General features: G+C 44.7%; 14 protein-coding genes. 7 read left to right on the plus strand and 7 right to left on the minus strand.

All coding sequences use genetic code 11. The annotated features are described in order from the left end of the window. Nucleotides 1–143 precede the first annotated feature (143 nt). Together KI743_RS19720 and KI743_RS19725 are read right to left on the minus strand one after the other, a co-directional pair. Complete coding sequence (locus KI743_RS19720) at nucleotides 144–764, minus strand: heme-binding beta-barrel domain-containing protein (RefSeq protein WP_285467856.1); 621 nt, start codon at nucleotides 762–764, stop codon at nucleotides 144–146. A gap of 189 nt (nucleotides 765–953) precedes the next feature. Then, a complete protein-coding gene (locus KI743_RS19725) occupies nucleotides 954–1337 on the minus strand; it encodes a hypothetical protein (RefSeq protein ID WP_285467858.1) in 384 nt (127 codons plus the stop codon). Nucleotides 1338–2027: 690 nt separating this feature from the next. Between KI743_RS19725 and KI743_RS19730 the strand changes: the two genes are divergently transcribed. From KI743_RS19730 to KI743_RS19745, 4 genes are all read left to right on the plus strand, one after another. Further along, nucleotides 2028–3116, plus strand: a complete 1089-nt coding sequence (locus tag KI743_RS19730; RefSeq protein ID WP_285467860.1) for a hypothetical protein — start codon at nucleotides 2028–2030, stop codon at nucleotides 3114–3116. Next, complete coding sequence (locus tag KI743_RS19735; protein WP_285467862.1) at nucleotides 3113–5038, plus strand: DUF3857 domain-containing protein; 1926 nt, start codon at nucleotides 3113–3115, stop codon at nucleotides 5036–5038. Before KI743_RS19730 ends, KI743_RS19735 begins: the two co-directional genes overlap by 4 nt. 323 nt (nucleotides 5039–5361) lie before the next feature. Then, nucleotides 5362–6747 carry a TldD/PmbA family protein gene (locus KI743_RS19740; RefSeq protein WP_152469846.1) on the plus strand — a complete coding sequence of 462 codons (1386 nt, stop codon included), beginning with the start codon at nucleotides 5362–5364 and terminating at the stop codon, nucleotides 6745–6747. Beyond that, a complete protein-coding gene (locus tag KI743_RS19745; protein WP_285467863.1) occupies nucleotides 6747–8090 on the plus strand; it encodes a TldD/PmbA family protein in 1344 nt (447 codons plus the stop codon). The genes KI743_RS19740 and KI743_RS19745 overlap by 1 nt, the downstream gene beginning before the upstream one ends. 127 nt (nucleotides 8091–8217) lie before the next feature. Here KI743_RS19745 and KI743_RS19750 read toward each other — a convergent pair whose 3' ends face one another. Next, entirely contained in the window at nucleotides 8218–8796 is a 579-nt protein-coding gene (locus KI743_RS19750) for a hypothetical protein (protein WP_285401647.1), read from the minus strand. 192 nt (nucleotides 8797–8988) lie between these two features. Beyond that, on the minus strand, nucleotides 8989–10587 hold the full coding sequence (locus KI743_RS19755; RefSeq protein WP_152469843.1) for an isocitrate lyase: 1599 nt from the start codon (nucleotides 10585–10587) through the stop codon (nucleotides 8989–8991). A gap of 131 nt (nucleotides 10588–10718) precedes the next feature. Between KI743_RS19755 and KI743_RS19760 the strand changes: the two genes are divergently transcribed. The 3 genes from KI743_RS19760 (at nucleotide 10719) to KI743_RS19770 (ending at nucleotide 14892) form a co-directional block, all read left to right on the plus strand. Next, nucleotides 10719–11672, plus strand: coding sequence for a LysR family transcriptional regulator (locus KI743_RS19760; protein ID WP_032550470.1), 954 nt, complete (start codon nucleotides 10719–10721; stop codon nucleotides 11670–11672). A gap of 116 nt (nucleotides 11673–11788) precedes the next feature. Beyond that, complete coding sequence (locus tag KI743_RS19765) at nucleotides 11789–13975, plus strand: malate synthase G (RefSeq protein WP_285467864.1); 2187 nt, start codon at nucleotides 11789–11791, stop codon at nucleotides 13973–13975. A 344-nt stretch (nucleotides 13976–14319) separates the two neighbouring features. Then, the gene (locus KI743_RS19770) at nucleotides 14320–14892 is read left to right on the plus strand and encodes a malate synthase (RefSeq protein ID WP_032550467.1); all 573 of its coding nucleotides are present in this window, start codon (nucleotides 14320–14322) and stop codon (nucleotides 14890–14892) included. A gap of 93 nt (nucleotides 14893–14985) precedes the next feature. Here the strand turns inward: KI743_RS19770 and KI743_RS19775 are convergent, their stop codons facing one another. The 3 genes from KI743_RS19775 to pyrC form a co-directional block, all read right to left on the minus strand. Beyond that, on the minus strand, nucleotides 14986–15915 hold the full coding sequence (locus tag KI743_RS19775) for a M14 family metallocarboxypeptidase (protein ID WP_285467865.1): 930 nt from the start codon (nucleotides 15913–15915) through the stop codon (nucleotides 14986–14988). A 146-nt stretch (nucleotides 15916–16061) separates the two neighbouring features. Then, entirely contained in the window at nucleotides 16062–17279 is a 1218-nt protein-coding gene (locus KI743_RS19780; protein ID WP_285467867.1) for a GGDEF domain-containing protein, read from the minus strand. Between the two features lie 138 nt (nucleotides 17280–17417). Next, on the minus strand, nucleotides 17418–18446 hold the full coding sequence (pyrC, locus tag KI743_RS19785) for a dihydroorotase (protein WP_285467868.1): 1029 nt from the start codon (nucleotides 18444–18446) through the stop codon (nucleotides 17418–17420). Between the last annotated feature and the right edge of the window lie 119 nt (nucleotides 18447–18565).

The raw sequence follows: 18565 nt of genomic DNA on the forward strand, positions 1-18565 counted from the left end.
AGAGAGAAGGGCGCGATTTAGTTCGAATTATTAATAACTTGGTAATAATAGCGAGCTTAGAAGGGAATGAGAAAACGCCCAAAGCAGATGTGCATTGGGCGTTAGTTTTGTTCTGGAACTATTACTTCGAAGGCTTGATCTTGCTAGTCGACCTTAACCAAAGTGCTTGAGTCGGTGTGAGCGAACACGTTGTCATAGATCTCTAAGCCCGTGGTTTGAGAGTAAGTGATTTGCTCATCCGAAATCACTAAGTTCATGGTGAAGTCAGTGGTCTTCGCGTTGTCGGTCATGTATTCAGACTCTGCGATGCCGCGCTTCGAAGAAACCAGTGTCATGTTGTCACCTGCAGGCCCTTCTGCTGTGACACAGGTGGTTCTTGGTACGCAAAATGAGTTGTAGACGATTTGATTCTTCTGATCGTAAATGAAGTAACCACGCTGATCATGGAACTTAGAATCATCCGACTTTCTGAATACCTCTTGCTTGTAGTACAGCGCAACAAGGTACTGATCACTGGCATTGGTTGCATCCGCTGCGACTTCAAACGTCATCACTTCATAAAACGGGGTCACCGCTGGGCCACCTGCGCCAACTTCTGTGCCTTTCTGGCCGGGGGAAACATCTACGCCTGCAGCATCAATAGATTTCCATGTACCGACAAGTTTCGCTAGTGGGCCAAAGTCCATACCATTGATGGTGGTGTGGTCTGCGAATACGGGTGTTGAGACTGCTGTAGCTATAGCGAGGGCTAGAATTTTTTTCATGACTGCTTCCTTATATTTTTATTATTAAACCATTTTAAAAGTAAGGTTATTTTGCAGTCGATTTATTAACTCAGATCAGTATTGCTGACTGTTATTAGAGCAAGTTGTAAGCTTATGTATCAGTCGGTTAGCTCCAATGAATTAGTCATACCATTGAACTAAATTTGCCGTAAATACGCGTGGTTGAGTTCAAAAATCTTGTACTAGTGTGGGTGTATTGGAGCGAAAGAGTTTGGTGAACAGAGATTTGTATCTCCAACCGAGTGATAACAGATGCTGCGCTAATCTTCTGTTTTCGATGATTGCGACTTCAATGCCTCGGTAGTGGTAAGGCGAGCGTTTTACATAGTCGATGAACTCAGTCAGCACACCTTGACTGCGGACAGAGGGGGAGAAGTTAACCGACACAATGCTAAAGCGCTGGCTTCCCACAGGGCAGCGCACGAAGCAATGACCAAACTCGGTGTGTATGGTTTCGGAAAACTCGGGAAACGGTCGAGACTGGCATGTCTCAGAAAGAGCATCGTATTCAGCGCAAAGCTGGTTAAGAAGGTGTTTGGCGTCATCATTCATACTGGCTATTCCGGGTTCGGTCTTGCTGTTTTTCTGATGATTATTTTACCGCTGATTACTGGTGTAAATACGGTATAAAGCGTTACCTATTTTGTTCCGAGTTTTGGCTCAGTACATCGAGAAAAAGTTATGAAAGAGATGAGGTTTACATGGCTTTGGGATTCGCAGAGCCCTTGCCTCTCGTAGTGATGACGCTCTTTGGGAAGTCTTTTAAATGCTGTTGACCTAAGAGCGGTGTTCCTCTTTAGCGGATCAAGTTATCGCTTACCTTTCAGGGTTTTTACACTCAGTGTAAAGAATTTAGCTTTTTAGTAACTTAATAAATTGAAGTGTCTTTGCTAGTAGATTTATCCCTACTCTTAATGGCTTCGTGTCTCTATATTTGTCGCTAATGGTTGTCTCAAAATAGTCAAAGGTGTATCGAGAGAGCCATTTACTCTTTTCGTTAGTTATCCTTATCACATCCATGATGTGCGTTTTGTAAAACTATCACAACTGTCAGTTATTGTTTGTTATTTTTCATTCATGTTTCAATGCATCCCTGTTAACATTCTCAGTTTATAAAATATAAATATAATAACTACTTAGCATGAAATTTATTCATCTAGTAGATGAAGCAATGTCTTTAGAATCGTCATTAATCGTTGATTGTGATGTGTTGGCTTGAAAATAAAACATGGATTTTTACAAATGCAAGAAATCACCAATATGCCTTGCGACGAAACACAAAATATCTCTTCACCTAGTGAACAAAAGCCAGGAAAAATAAAGGCTTCTTATCCAAGAAAACCGTTCGTAGATGCGCTCTTGTTTTTCTGCACCTTTGGCCTCTATTCCAGTTTCTGGCTTTACCGTCGCGTTAAAGAAATCAAGCTTATATCTAGAGCTGATTTTAAACCTTGGTTATGGGTATTCGTTCCTTACTTTGCCATCGTGCAGTTTTTCGCTTTTCGAAACTTAGGTAAGGCACTGAGTGATTTAGAAGATGATAGTACTGAGTCGAAGGTTAAAACCATATATGACTTGGGCTGTCTAGGCTTCGTACTAACCACGCTGTACTTCTCTGTGACTTCCAAATGGGCAACCCCAGCATGGCTAGAGTTTGTTGTATACATACTTGCTGCCATCGCGTTTGGTGCTATCGCCTATCGTGTAAACGCCTATAAAAAACAGGTTAAAGGAATCGAGTTCACAGGCAAGGAGCGCGGTTTCAATCCATTAGAGTGGGTGATCGTACTAGTCATGACACCGACAGTTTTGGGTTTATTTGTCTTCTCTATTATCTCTCCATTAATGGTAGAGAAGTTGGATACTTTCTCTGATGGAAGTGTATTCGTACAAGAAAATCATGACTATCAGTTGACCTTCCATGGAAAAGGGTGGCAACAAGTGGAAGTCGGTACGTACTCTGATGGCACCGCATTAGCTGAATTTGAAAGTGAAGATTTTGATGCTTACTTTACGGTTTTTGAAAATGGGAAGTTCTCGGCTAACGACGTCAATGATCATATACAATGGCGTCGTCAGTGGTTCGGAGAGCAAATTGGTAATTCTAGCTGTAGGGAGGAACGTCGATTTATAGGAGATGAATTTGTCGTAAAGATTGAAGTTATCTGTGTTGAAGAAACCTTCAAGCCTGACGCTGCTGCCTTTTTGGCATTAATTCATTCACAAGATAAGACATACGAGTTGCTTGGCGTGCTCTCCCAACCTGAGTTGTCGTTCAATCGTAGGAAGCCTCAATTTGAAGCGATGATCAGGGAGTTTACACTGCAATGAGATTTAATCAGTTATTGGCATTAGCCTTGGCAACTTTGTCAAATTTCTCAATCATTCACGCTTATGAATTGTCTAGTGTTGGATGGGATCTTTCTCAAGATGGCCTCAAAGATACTCTATTGTTGATCCCTCAAGACAATCAATATTCTGAGATGGTACAGCTGCTCAGAGATATAGAGTTCGATGTTCAGAAAGAACAAGTTATTGAACAAAGAACTGTAGTCAATTATTTCCCTCGGTTTGTCGATACTGAGTCATATGGCACGATGAGTTTGTATTTCGACCCGAGTTATCAACAAGTGGTTATTCAGGCTGCCGCTTCGGTTTCTCCTGCTGGTGTTGTAAAACAGATCTCACCCTTACAAGTCCAGTTGTTGAACACTGGTAGTTACAACACATTTTCCAGTCGAAAAGAACTCGCGTTGGCTGTTCCTGGCCTAGAGGAAGGAAGTGTTGCGATACTGAAATATCAGGTTGTTACTCAGCGTTCGATGATGGAACATGACTGGGCTGAAGAGTTATTTACTCAACAAAACTACCCAATTGCTGCGTATAAACTCAATGTAAGTTGGAGTAATGAATCTTCGATATCCTGGTCCAAAGACACCGAAGTTGTTGAGTGTGAACAGTTGAATAACACCCTCGACTGTCAGGGGGAGGATATTCCTGCCTTTGAAGGGGACTATCAAGTTTTGTGGCGTGATGGAATCAACCGTGTTTCGTTGGGTTCGTTAAATTCTTGGCAAGATGTAGCAGATTTAGCGTCAACGAGGATGGCGGCAGCTTCGACAGACCAAACTGGTTTGGATAACCTCTTTTTAAGGCTAACAGTAGGAGCGAAAAGTACGGATGAAAAGATAGAGCGTATTTTGGAGTTTGTCTCTCGAGATATTCGATATGTTTCGCGCTCTGAATTCGGCCATGCAATGACGCCTCATGATATTGCAGAGACGATAGAAAATCGATTTGGCGATTGCAAAGATAAATCTACTTTGCTTTTGAGTCTGTTGAAGAAACTCAATTTAGAACCAGAATTAGTATTGGTAGCTACAAACCGAAATGACCCTAAAAGAGTTATCATACCAAGTATGTTGGCATTCAATCATGTCATCGTCTGTTTTGAATATGATGGTCAGCGTTATTGCGTTGATCCAACAGACTCTCAAACTCACTGGCAATATACGCCTGCATGGGTACAAGGGAAAGTCTCGCTGCCATTAACAGTAAACACGCAACTTGGTCAGGTACAAAAAAGTCCTTATCGCTGGAAGGTACATACACAAACAAAGATTGTGTTTGATGAGTTTGGCGGGCAAAAAGAGACTCAGAAGCGCAGTTATGTTGGCGAGTATGCTGCAGCTGTGCGATCTAATTTGTTTGAGTTGAATGATGATGACCGTCTGAATAAATTGACCGATGAGTATCACGAAGTCATTTCATCAATAGGTCACCCAGAATTTCGTGTTGAGAATATTGATGCGATGACTAAAGGTTCTGTGATTCATTCCGAAGCTACTCTAGAACCGTTCCTAGTTGTTGGAGAAGAGCTGAGCTATGGAGAGTCTGACGCTTGGATTGAGCGTGAGCTGTCAGAATTAAAGATGTTTAATGAGCTATATCCTGCGCTTTTCCATGGCGTAAATATCACTTCGACTATCAAATATGATACCAATGATGTATGGGAAATTACTGACGTGCCGCCAACGTTAGAATTGAGCCACCCACTAGGCTCGTTGATACGTCAAGTGACTCTAGTATCACCGACAGAGCTCTCTATCAAAACCGAACTCAAAGTTAAATCGCGAATGATTGAACCGGAAGAGCGAGAGAACTTTAATCGAATGCTGAGCGTATTTTCAGAGCAGTCGTTTATAAAGTTCTATGGTAAAGCTGCTTCAAAATCCCCAGCTGCTAAATCATAACGAGTCACATAACTGATTTTAGTAATCCATGTAAAACGCTGCTTAGTCAGCGTTTTATTTTTGGATTCAGTCTATCTAGATGTGTATCGAAAGGTATGAATACGCTGGGGGTGGAGTTCATAAGATTTACACTCAGTGTAAAGAATTTAGCTTTTTAGTAGCTTAATAAATTCGGCTTTGTTTAGAGCATATACTACAAATAATGTTAAAATTTAACGCATTGCCAACATGTCTTCAGTGCCGTAAACGATTGAATCGCATAATGAAGAGGTGCTGATGCGTAGGCTAGATTGGCTAGGAATATCAACGAGCAAGGAGATTTCATGCTTAATTCTGTAACGGCGAAAGCGGTGATCGATCACGCTCTCTTTTTAGGGGCTGATTTCGCAGAGCTATTCGTTGAGCACCACCAAACCAGCAGCGTACAAATTGCGTCTGGTGAAGTGGACAAGGTTAACTCGGGTATCGATTTTGGTATCGGTATACGCCTCTTCTTCGGTCATAAAGTCCTTTATGGCTACACCAACAGTACCGATGAGAATGAACTAAAACGCGTAACATCACTGCTTGCGGCAAAAGATAAACGTGAGCAAATTGCTTCTGCAGGTGCTCTGAATCTGAACCGTTACCCAGTGCAGCATGGCTGTCGTATGCCATTGAGCAAAGACGCGAACCTTGATTCAAAAATTGCGTTCTTACTGCAAGCGGACAAAGCGGCTCGTGCAGAAAGTGAGTACATCAGTCAGTTTATCGGCAGTGCGCTACAACGCGAGCAGCAAGTCTCTATCTTCAACTCAGAAGGCCTTCACGTTGACGATACTCGCCACTACATTCGTGTTTCGGGTAACACTGTTGCGCAAAAGGGTACTGAGCAGTCTTCTGGTATGGAGGGGCCGGGGGCACTCGCTGGTTGGGAATTTAGTGAGCAGTTAGATGCCAAAGAGCTGGGTCAAAGCATTGCCCAGCAAGCCCTGATCAAATTGGGTGCGGATGTTTGTCCATCTGGTGAAATGCCAGTGGTGATTGGTAATGGTTTTGGTGGGGTAATTTTCCATGAAGCGTGTGGTCACTTACTAGAGACTACTTCTGTTGCTAAGAAAGCATCTGTATTCCATGACCAAATGGGTGAAATGATCGCGCATACCGCTGTAAACGCAGTGGACGATGGCACCATGACTAATGAGTGGGGCTCCATTCACGTTGATGATGAAGGCATGCCGACACAGCGTACTCAGCTGATCAAAGACGGTAAGCTCACTAGCTTTATGGTTGACAAAATGGGTGGCATGAAAACCGGTTATGAGCCGACGGGATCGGGTCGTCGTCAAAACTACAAGTTCGCACCAACGTCTCGTATGCGTAATACCTTCATCGAAGAGGGTGAACATACTCTTGATGAGATGTTCGCAGGCATTGAACGCGGTATCTACGCGAAGAAGCTGGGCGGTGGCTCGGTGCAGCCGGGCACTGGTGAGTTTAACTTTGCGGTCCGCGAAGCTTACTTGATTGAGAATGGTAAAGTCACCAAGCCATTGAAGACAGCGACTTTGATTAGCACTGGTCCTAAAGTGCTGAAAGAGATCAGCATGGTTGGACAAGATATGGCGTTAGCACCGGGTATGTGTGGTTCGGTGAGTGGTTCGGTACCGACGACGGTTGGCCAACCTACGTTGAAGGTCGATAACATCCTAGTAGGAGGCGGTAACTAATGAGTCAAGAACAACAACTTTTTAATGCCGTTGAATACGTACTTGCCGAAGCGAAACGCCAAGGTGCTGAAGCAGATGTTATCGTTAACAGCAGCAATAGTTTCTCGCTTAAAGCGAACCAAGGCCAGCTTGATGAATATAAAGTGAGCTCAAGCCAAGTTCTGGGTGTGCGTGTGGTCAAAGATGCACGTGTCGCGACTAGTTACTCGGAATCCCTAGAGCAACCAAGCCTTGATCTACTGCTGACGAATGCATTGCAGAGTGCTCGTTTCTCTAAGCAGGATGAGCATCAAACCATCAGTTGTGTGAACAGTACCATTACGACGGATGTGGCTGAGATTGCTCAACAAGACACAACGTCGGTTGATGAAAAAATCGAGCTCTCTTTGGCGCTTGAGCAAGGTGTGGTGAGTCAACCTCATGCGAAGAGCTCGCCTTACAATGGTTACAGCGATGGTGAGTCACAATTGATCATTGCCAATACTCAAGGCTCACTATGTAAGCATTTTGAGCGTTCGTTTAACTGTTATGCCTACACGCTATTTGAGAAAGATGGTAAGCAGTCAATGGCGGGCAAAATGTCAGTAGGTCGTCGCTTCGATGAGTTGCAGCCAGCCTACTGCATTGAAGAAGGTTACAACCTAGCTCGTGATCTGCTTGATGGTGCTCCAGTTGCTACTGGGAACTATTCTGCGATTTTCAACATTAACGCGCTTAGCAGCTTGTTCGGCGCGTTCGGCAGTGCATTTTCTGGGGTGAGTGCTATGAAAGGCATTACGCCACTCGGCGACAAGTTAGGTCAAGGTATCGCGAGTGAATTGTTGTCGTTCACCGATAAAGCGTATATGCCGAATGGTATGGCGATCGCGGGCTTTGATAGCGAAGGCTTTGCGACTCAAGACAATGCGATTATTGTCGATGGTCAGTTAAATACACTACTTCATAACAGCCAAACAGCGAGCTACCTAGGTGCAACATCGACGGCAAGTGCAGCGCGTGGTGCTAAATCGAGCTTAGATGTATCAGCAAACCATCGTGTGATTACAACAGGCCAAAGTAGTGTAGCAGAAGTGAAAGCGGGTGAGTACTTGGAGTTGGTAGAGCTGCAAGGTGTTCATTCGGGAGCAGATGCGGTGAGCGGTGACTTCTCATTTGGTGCGAGTGGTTTCTTGTGCCGAGATGGCGAGAGAGTTCAACCTGTTCGCGGTATTACAGTTGCGGGTAACTTCTACAAGATGCTGCAAGAAATTGATGCTGTAGGTAATAGCCAGCTCAGCAATGATAGTCGCACCTTCTTTGCTCCAGATGTGCGCTTCGCGCGTCTAAGCATTGGTGGTAAATAGCATTGGCGGCTAATAGCGGTCTGATAATGATCTAGGTTATTCAGCTAAGAAAATTAGCAGCACCAAAACGACAAAGAGGACTCAATGAGTCCTCTTTTTAATTCTATATAGCTTAATGTGATATCAATCAGTCAGCCATTTCTGGTTCAAGCACTTCGCTGATGCATGCGCGGCTGATGTCTTCGTTGATATACGCCATGCCGAGCTTATTTTGGTAGTCCATACGATCTGCGGAGCGAAGATCAATATCCGGTCCTTCAATACCACACTCTTGGTATACCTTAGCTAAGTGTGCCATGAAGTTCTCGCCGATACTCATCATTAATAGGCTCATTGCACCCACGTCCGGTCTTACTTTCGCTCGTTGTTTTTCTGATAAGTTAACCGCCAGTACGATAGGTTGCTCATCACCTTCGAAACGTACGCTACGTTCACGTACCGTTTGTTGCGCCCAGTAGTATGCCAGCTCTTTACTTTGAGTCAGGAATACAGGCTCAGTCGATTCGGTGTAGTTATTGCCAATCGTGGCCATTGTTTTCTGCGCTGCTTCATTCAGTGCTTTGTCTCCAGAGCGTTTCAGCCCTTGACCTTTAATGGAAGCAAGCAAGGCTGAAGAGGTTCCGTGATACCAAATATCACCGGTTGCAAAGCCATCGTCAGTTAGCAGTTCTTTTGCATCTTGTAAGTAGGTAGGTACAGAAATCATAGGCACTCTCAACAACATGAATGGTATTAGTTTAGCCAGAAGAGCGAGAAGGGACAGTGGTTTATCACGCAAATCTGGCTTTTGAAAAAATCGCGTTTTGTTTATTTGATACCAAGCCTTCGGGGGATAAAAGCTGAGTAAGATGAGCTTCCCCTCTCACCAGGAGAAGAAGAGAGGAAGCTCGTTAAGCGATTAGTCAAATTGGTGTGAAGTATTCAACTCACCCGCAGCTTTCAGTGCGTTCTCACCAGCAAAGTACTCTTTGTGATCATCACCCATATCTGAACCAGACATGTTTTGGTGTTTAACACAAGCAATGCCTTGGCGAATCTCTTTACGTTGAACGTTTGCAACATAGCCCAGCATACCTTGGTCACCGAAGTACTCTTTCGCTAGGTTATCTGTAGATAGCGCAGCCGTGTGGTACGTTGGTAGCGTGATTAGGTGGTGGAAAATACCTGCTTCACGAGACGCATCTGCTTGGAAGGTACGGATCTTCTCATCAGCACGCTTAGACAGCTCAGTTTCGTCGTATTCAGCACTCATTAGGCTAGCGCGGTCGTATGCAGAAACGTCTTCACCAGCTTCAACCATTGCATCGTATGCTTGTTGACGGAAGTTTAGTGTCCAGTTGAATGATGGTGAGTTGTTGTATACCAGTTTCGCATTAGGGTGTACTGCACGAACGCCATCCATCATCTCTTTGATTTGACCAATGTGTGGTTTCTCAGTCTCAATCCAAAGTAGGTCAGCACCTGCGTTGATTGCTTCAATACAGTCAAATACACAGCGGTCTTCACCAGTACCTTGACGGAATTGGTATAGGCCTGAAGGTAGACGCTTAGGACGAACAAGCTTGCCGTCACGGTTGAAGCAAACGTCGCCTTGCTTCATGTCAGCTACATCGATCTCTTCTACATCTAGGTAAGAGTTATAGATATCGCCTTGGTCACCCGGCTCTTTCACTACAGCGATCTCTTTTGTTAGACCTGCACCTTGTGAGTCAGTACGCGCAACGATGATGCCGTTGTCGATGCCTAGCTCTAGGAAAGCGTAACGAAGTGCACGTAGTTTCGCGTGGAAGTCTGCGTGAGGTACCGTTACTTTACCGTCTTGGTGACCACACTGCTTCTCATCCGCTACTTGGTTTTCAATCTGTAGACAACAAGCACCCGCTTCAATCATCTGCTTAGCCATTAGGTAAGTCGCTTCTGCGTTACCGAAACCTGCATCGATATCCGCAATGATTGGTACAACGTGTGTTACGTGGTTGTCGATTTTGTCTTGAATAGAGTCTTGTAGGTCAACATCACCTGCTTCACGTGCTGCGTCTAGTTCACGGAATAGACCACCTAGCTCACGAGCATCTGCTTGACGTAGGAATGTGTATAGCTCTTCAACTAGGCCAGCAACGGTTGTTTTTTCGTGCATTGATTGGTCTGGAAGAGGGCCGAATTCTGAACGTAATGCCGCAACCATCCAACCAGAAAGGTATAGGTAACGACGATCTGTTTTACCGCCAAAATGCTTTTTAATTGAAATCAGTTTTTGTTGACCGATAAAACCATGCCAGCAACCTAAAGATTGAGTGTATTGAGAGCTGTCTTTGTCATAAGCCTCCATATCTGCACGCATAATGTCTGCCGTGTATTGCGCAATGTCTAGACCGGTTTTGAATTTATTTTGAGCACGCATACGAGCAGCAGATTCAGGGTTGATAGCATCCCATGGAGCACCAGCAGCACGTTTTGCAACTTCGATCATTTCGATATCTTGTGTGATTTGCGACATAACTATTCCTTAGTTTCACGTGGGGTATGTTTGCCAAATTTGGCTTGGATTAAAACTTTGCTATGGACAAAGAATAATCACACATGTGATAATTTTGTTAATTTATAGTTATTATATTCGGTATTTTTTATATGAATATTGCTCGTATAGACCTTAATCTACTTGTGTATTTAGACATGTTATTGCGAGAGCGAAACGTGACTCGTGCAGCCAAACAATTGGGTATTACTCAGCCAGCCATGAGTAATGGGCTTCGTCGATTGCGTGACCTTTTAGAGGACCCATTATTGGTGAGGACCAGTGAAGGGATGATACCAACGGAGCGCGCGCAAAAGCTTCAGCCGTTGATTCGAAATATCTTGGCTAATGTAGAGAAGACGTTGCAGCCAACCACCGAATTCCGGGCGGAAGACAGCGAACGCGTGTTCCGAATCATGGCGAGTGACTACGCAGAATCGACCATTATTCAGCCATTATTAAGAAGGCTTAGTGAGATCGCACCGAAGATTCGTCTCGATATTATGACGCCCAGTGACGTGAGTTATCAGGACGTAGAACAGGGCACCGTTGATATTATTATCAACCGTTTTGACAACATCCCTCAGTCCTTCCATCAGATGAGCCTTTGGCACGACGGCTTCTCCTGTTTGTTTAGTTGTGACAACCCAATTGCCGATGACTTTAGCCTTTTGTCGTATTTAAAAGCTCAACATATTTGGGTAAGCAAGACGGGAATGGGTACTGGCGTCGGGATCAACCCAAGTGAAGCACAGAAATTGGGGTGGATAGATGAGGCACTAATGCGCATCGGTAAAACGAGAAACATCACCGTGTTTACGCGACATTATTTGTCGGCCATTCTTTTTGCCCAACAGAAGAATCTGATTCTGACGATTCCAACAAAGGCGGCTCAACTGCAAAGAGATAACCCTAATTTGCTGATCAAGCCTGCGCCATTTGCTATTGAACCTTTTGAGGTGAAGATGGCATGGAGTCCGTTATTGCAGAGTAATCCCGACCATCAATGGATGCGTCGTTTGATTAAAAGTGTCGCTAGTGAAATAGAGAGCGGCGTGACAGGATAGCCCCGATTTACGGGTATTTTTTTCATGAATATTCAATATAAATGGCATAAATTAGCTAAATTTTGGTCCGTTACGTAGTTTATTGAGTAGTCATCGGTTAATTTGAGAGAGATTTTATGAGCAGTCGTATTCAACAGGGAAGCTTGAACATTGATAGCACCCTCTACCAGTTAATTAATGAACAGGTCATTCCGGGAACAGGCATTAACGCCGAAGATTTTTGGCAATCTTTTGCTGATATCCTCAAAGACCTTGCCCCAAAGAACCGAGAATTATTGATTAAGCGTGATGACCTTCAGCATCAAATTGATGTGTGGCACCAAGAGCGTGCTGGTCAAACGCTGGATCCGGTTGAGTACAAGCAATTCCTACAGCAGATTGGTTACCTTGTTCCAGAAGGTGACGATTTCGAAGTCACCACAGCAAGCGTAGAACCAGAGATCGCAACTCAAGCAGGCCCACAACTTGTAGTGCCTATTATGAATGCGCGTTTTGCACTTAATGCCGCAAACGCACGTTGGGGTAGCCTATACGATGCCCTTTACGGCACGGATGTGATCAGCGAAGAAGATGGCGCAGAGAAAGGGGGTAGCTTCAACCCAGTACGTGGTGCCAAGGTAGTTGCGTATGCTCGCGAATTTCTAGACGAAGCAGCGCCATTAAACGGTGTTTCCCACAAAGACGTCACCAAATACAGCATCAGTAATGTCAGCAAAGGTAATACTCTTACCGCAACGCTAGAGAACGGTGAAGAAGTTACGCTTATCGAGCACAGTCAGTTCATCGGCTACCGAGGTGAGGCAAGTGCACCTTCTTGTATTCTTCTTAAACACAATAACCTTCATATCGAAATCCAAATTGATCCGAGTGCACCTATCGGCAGCGTAGATGCTGCTGGGGTTAAAGACGTTCTGGTTGAAGCAGCACTGACGACCATTATGGACTGTGAAGACTCTGTTGCAGCAGTAGATGGTGAAGATAAAGCGCTTGCTTACCGAAACTGGTTAGGCTTGATGAAAGGTGACTTGCAAGAGTCACTTGAGAAGAATGGTAAGACTATTGTTCGCAGCCTCAACCCAGATCGTCAGTACACCAGTGTTAGCGGTGGAGAGATTTCTCTGAAAGGTCGAAGCATGCTGTTTGTGCGTAATGTTGGGCACTTAATGACTAACCCAGCCATTATCGACGAAAACGGTAATGAAGTACCAGAAGGCATCATGGATGGCATGATCACTTCGCTTATCGCAATGCATGATTTGAAAGGTAACAGCCCATACCAAAACTCGACAGCCAATAGCATCAACATCGTAAAACCTAAGATGCATGGCCCAGAAGAGGTGGCTTTTACCAACGAATTGTTTGGTCGAATTGAGGATGCCCTAGGTCTTGAGCGTTTCACGATTAAAGTGGGCATTATGGATGAGGAGCGCCGTACCTCGGTTAACTTGAAAGAGTGTATCCGCGCTGCGAAAGACCGTGTGGTATTCATCAATACCGGTTTCCTAGACCGTACTGGTGATGAGATCCATACCAGCATGGAAGCAGGCCCGTTTGCTCCAAAAGCACAACTGAAAACCATGACTTGGATTGGCGCGTACGAAGATCAAAACGTCGATCTCGGTTTAGCGTGTGGCCTACAAGGCAAGGCGCAAATTGGTAAAGGCATGTGGCCAGAGCCAGACAACATGGCCAAGATGATGGAAGCTAAATTAGGTCATCCTAAAGCGGGTGCGAACACAGCATGGGTACCATCACCGACTGCAGCAACACTGCATGCACTTCATTACCACCAAGTGAGCGTACCGAGTCGTCAAAAAGAACTCCGTGAGCGTGTAAGAGCGAATGTCGACGACATCCTAACGATTCCATTGCTAGGTAACCAAAAGCTGACTGCTCAAGATATTCAGAGTGAGCTTGATAACAACACCCAAGGTATTTTGGGTTACGTAGTGCGCTGGATTGACCAAGGTGTTGGTTGTTCTAAGGTGCCAGACATCAACGATGTTGGATTGATGGAAGACCGTGCAACACTGCGTATCTCAAGTCAGCACATTGCAAACTGGATTCGTCACGGTATCTGTGATGAAGCACAAGTGATGGCCACAATGAAGCGCATGGCTGCAGTGGTTGATGAGCAAAATGCAGGAGACCCAAATTACCGCAACATGGCGGATGATTTTGAAAATAGCATTGCGTTTTCTGCTGCTTGTCAGTTGGTTTTCGAAGGTTGTGCTCAGCCTAGTGGTTACACTGAACCTGTACTTCATGCGATGCGCCTGAAGTTAAAGGAATCGACCAGATAACAGAAATCTAATAAAACGAATTTCACAAAAAAAGTGAAACTGTAAAATCCCTGTTATTTACCAAGCCCAAGGTGCCGCACTTATTAGTGCGGCTTTTTTTGTTTTTAATTTCAGTGATATAGGAAGGGTTTTGAATCAGTTTTAGGTTCTCTGATTAGGATGATCTCGCGCTGTAAAATTGACAAAATCTGTAAAATTAACACTGTGAAGTTTTTGTTGTGAAATTGTTTCTAAAATCGATGTAGTCTTTAGTTACTGCAAAACACAACGCAATAATCAATTAAAAACGGGTCGATTAAGCTTTTTGATCTAGATGGAATTTAAAGCCGTACGAGGGAAAGACTATGAACATGCTTACATTGGATAAAACAGAACTTCACAGAAACCATTCTACCTTTATCGCTGAAGCTGTCTTTGCTGTCGAAATGGTTAAAGCGGATAAACAGATGGAAAAGCAACGCATGGCGAAGCAACTGCTAGACACGCTTTTCCCTTTAGAGAGTGGTTCGCATGAAGATGCAGTTAGCTATGAGATCGATTACCGTCACGTGCAAGTTTACTTTAAGAATGGTGAACACACGGGTCTGAAAAGAGCGAAGCACTTTGTGGCTTACGCAGGCGACAAATCTAAGCCTTCAGCAATCCTGTTCCGTGACGAAAGCGGCACACACGTAGAGGTTACCATTGGTGCTCGTGCCGGCACTGGTCGTCTAGAACTTGTAAATATCGAAGATATTCAGCTAGAGACATGTACCACATTTGGTCAAACGGAAGAGAGCTACTCTTCAGGCATCAGACACTGGGTTAGCTTGGTACAAGGTGATGAGAAAGGCCGACCAACTGCGTGCAGTGAAGACAAAGAGTACACTGCGAAAAACGGCGATGATTACAGCCTAGGTTTTAGTTTCGCACTGTAAGGTGACTTTAGCGATAAGGGATAATCCTGAATAGCAGATACATAAAAGAGCGACAGCATCTGATGCGAGTCGCTCTTTTATTTATAGAGTACGTTAAGCGCTTAGCTCATGCTTAATCACATACTCCAAGCCACCCACGATTGCCGCAACTTGAGCATCATTACACTCTTCGTCAGTCACTTTGTCACTATCTGGGTAAACCTCGGTTGTTGTACCGTACTTGCAGCTGGTTACGCCGCCACATAGACCAAGCTCTTTCATTGGGTAGTTGATCACGCCGTATTGAGTCACCGCTGAACCGATGATCTTACCGTCGGCATCCGCAGGCGCGATGTGAGTAACTTTCTCTACAGAAGCGATAACTGCTGCTTGGAAGTCAGGCTGCGGGTTTTCTGTGTCACCGACTGTGTAGAAGCCATCTGGGATCATACCTTCGATGTATTCAAGGCCATCGCGCGCAGCTAGAGCAGGACGGAACTCGGTCTCATCAGAGTCTGTTGTTTCATGAAGATCAATGTGCATCAGTACTTCTTGTGGAAGTGAAGCAACGAGTGCACGTAAGTTCGCTGACTCTTCTGCAGGCGTATTGTCGTAGAAAGAGCGGTTTGGATCGACAGCGTTTGGATTCCAACGGTTGATCACTTCGTAACCCCAAGGGCTCACACAAGGCGCTACAACGATGTTGAAGTATTGGCTGTAGTGTTCAGCTTGTGTATCTGCAAACTTCAGCGCGCCATGAACACCGCTGGTTTCGTAGCCATGAACACCACCAGTCACGAGTACCGTTGGCTTTTTCTCATCCCAAGCTTTCGTTTTGATGGCGAATAGAGGGAAGCGAGCTTCGTCATAGCTCAGTGCGCCGTATTGCTCTACATCGAAACGTTCTGCAAGAGCTTTGATCTTTGGCACAACTTCTTGTTGGTATTCGCGCTTGATTGTTTGGCTTTCACGCCAAGCTGTGCGCTCAACGTCTGTCCACTTTTTGCCAGGTTCACCGATAGGGTAGGAGTAGCTGTCTTTCATTATTCTTTCTCTGTGTAATCCATTGCAAGCAGAGAGAATAGTCAGCTGTTAACTGGATAGCAACTGTTATTGGAATCAGTGATATGAGGTGGCGAAGTCATTAATGATGCATTTAACTTACGCCGTTTAATCGAAGTACTTAAGTATTAATGAGATGAAGTACCTAGCAAATAAGCCTCGTCTACCGCTGAAGAGGTATTGTGATTTTGGTCAAAGCACCCAACGGCATTCCGACCATGTTCTTTGGCGTAATAGAGAGCAATATCCGCTTGCTTAACGGTACGAGCGAGACTGTTTTCCTTTTGGTGAAGGCTTACCCCAAAACTAGCAGTAATAGGTTTTGGTTGCTTGAGCCAAAACCTTTGGCGCTCAATCAGCAATCTGAGTTTTTCAGCGACTTGGCAAGCGCCGTCAAAGTTGGTTTCAGGGAGCACAATTAAGAACTCTTCTCCGCCATAGCGAAAAGCAAGGTCATGGCCTCTTAGTTCATTGAGTAATAATCGCCCAATGCCACTTAATACCCTGTCACCTGTTTGATGACCGTATCTATCATTGATCTCCTTGAAATGATCGATATCCAGAATAATGAAAGAGATGGAGTTGTTAAAACGAGTGTTGCGTATGATCTCACGAGGAATCAGCTCAGTCATGGCACCGCGATTATAGACTTGGGTAAGGCTGTCTTTGAGTGATGAGCTATAGAGAGACTGCATGAGCCGAGTGTTAAGAATCCAACTATAAGTAAACCCGAGAGTACTAATCAAAAGCGCAGTGATAATGATGGCAAACTGATGAATGCTACCTGCGTACAAGAAATCGCCTATGTTGCCCTCATTTAGAGTGAACCAGATTCGATACATCATGAACACTGAATGGAGGATTAAGACAACGAGCAAAAGTCTTAGCGAAGAACTAGGGTCTTTGGCTGTACCAACATTAATGACTTTGATGCTCGCTAGGCTACAGAGCGTAATGTACAGGCTCATTACAATCACGCGAGCGTTTGTTGAGGGGGCAATAAAGGTGAAGTAGATAAGAGCGGCAATGGTTATCAGTAGTGCTAGTCCACTACTCACAGCATAGTGTTTTGGGGATTGTCTGAGTTGGCATAAGCTCAGTACGATTAAGCAAAATCCGCCAGCAATAGTCGCGTTGGAAAGGATCTTGGAAACCCATAAGTTGATGTCGTTTCCGAAGCTGAGCAGCGAAAAGCCGATCATAAATAACAAGATGGCATAGAAAAGCGTGCGTACGCCTGTGGTTTGAGGCTGACTGTGTTGTTTGATCAACAACCCGACACAATAGGTGCCCGATAAAAAGACCATGATTAAACAGAGTGTGCGGATATCTAAGCCTAAATTCATGCAAACCATTTAATAAGTGTGGTTACTATTTATATAAGATTAGATACGATTAATGGATTCGCAAGTGACTTTGTTCACAAACAAAAAAGCCCCGCACAGATAGTGCAGGGCGTATTATTTTTGCGACAAATTAAGAACTTATTTAACTGTCCAACCGATTGTCTCACCGCCACGGATTGGCACAACAATGTCTGAACCGAACGGCATAGTTTCTGCTACGTTCCACTCTTCCTTGATAAGAGTTACAGTGTCGGTGTTACGAGGTACACCGTAGAAATCAGGGCCGTTGTGACTTGCAAAAGCTTCTAGGTTTTCAAGCTTGCCTTCTTGCTCAAATACTTCAGCGTAAAGTTCTACTGCAGCATGCGCCGTGTATGAACCTGCACAGCCACATGCCGACTCTTTCGCGCCTTTTGCGTGAGGTGCAGAGTCTGTACCTAGGAAAAACTTCTTGCTACCACTTGTTGCTGCTTCAATTAGCGCTTGCTGGTGGGTGTTACGCTTAAGAATCGGTAGGCAGTAGAAGTGTGGCTTGATGCCGCCAACCAACATGTGGTTACGGTTGTACAGTAGGTGGTGTGCTGTGATGGTTGCTGCAACGTTCTCGTTAGCATTTTTAACGAATGTCGCTGCATCAGCCGTTGTGATGTGCTCTAGAACAATCTTAAGGTTAGGGAAGTCGTTAACGATAGGTGCTAGAACGGTATCTAGGAACTCTTTCTCACGGTCGAAGATATCAACGTCATGAGTGGTTACTTCACCATGAACCAATAGCAACATGCCTACTTCTTGCATTGCTTCTAGTACGTGGTAGATGTTCTTTGCAGACGTCACACCAGAATCCGAGTTCGTTGTTGCGCCTGCTGGGTAAAGTTTCGCTGCTACCACTGCACCAGACGCTTTCGCTTTGCGGATCTCGTCAGGAGTTGTGTTGTCTGTTAGGTAAAGTGCCATCAGTGGCTCGAACTGCTCACTGGGCTTTTCTGCCATGATGCGCTCGCGGTAAGCCAGCGCCATTTCTGTATCAGTTACAGGTGGGACAGTGTTTGGCATGATTAACGCTCGACCATTGTAACGGCTGATATCGCGAACTGTATCTTTCAGTACTTCGCCATCGCGTAGATGAACGTGCCAGTCGTCAGGACGAGTAATCGTAAGTTGTGTCATTGAAAGCTCCCACCAATTGAAATGTTATGTAGTTGGAGCCTAAACAGTGCGAAATCTGTGAAAGCAATCGCTTACGTTTAGGCGACAGGATGATAGTGGAAAAGCCGTTTTATTTCATC

Source organism: Vibrio sp. D420a, assembly GCF_030248625.1.
In the GTDB taxonomy this organism is placed as follows: domain Bacteria; phylum Pseudomonadota; class Gammaproteobacteria; order Enterobacterales; family Vibrionaceae; genus Vibrio; species Vibrio fortis_A.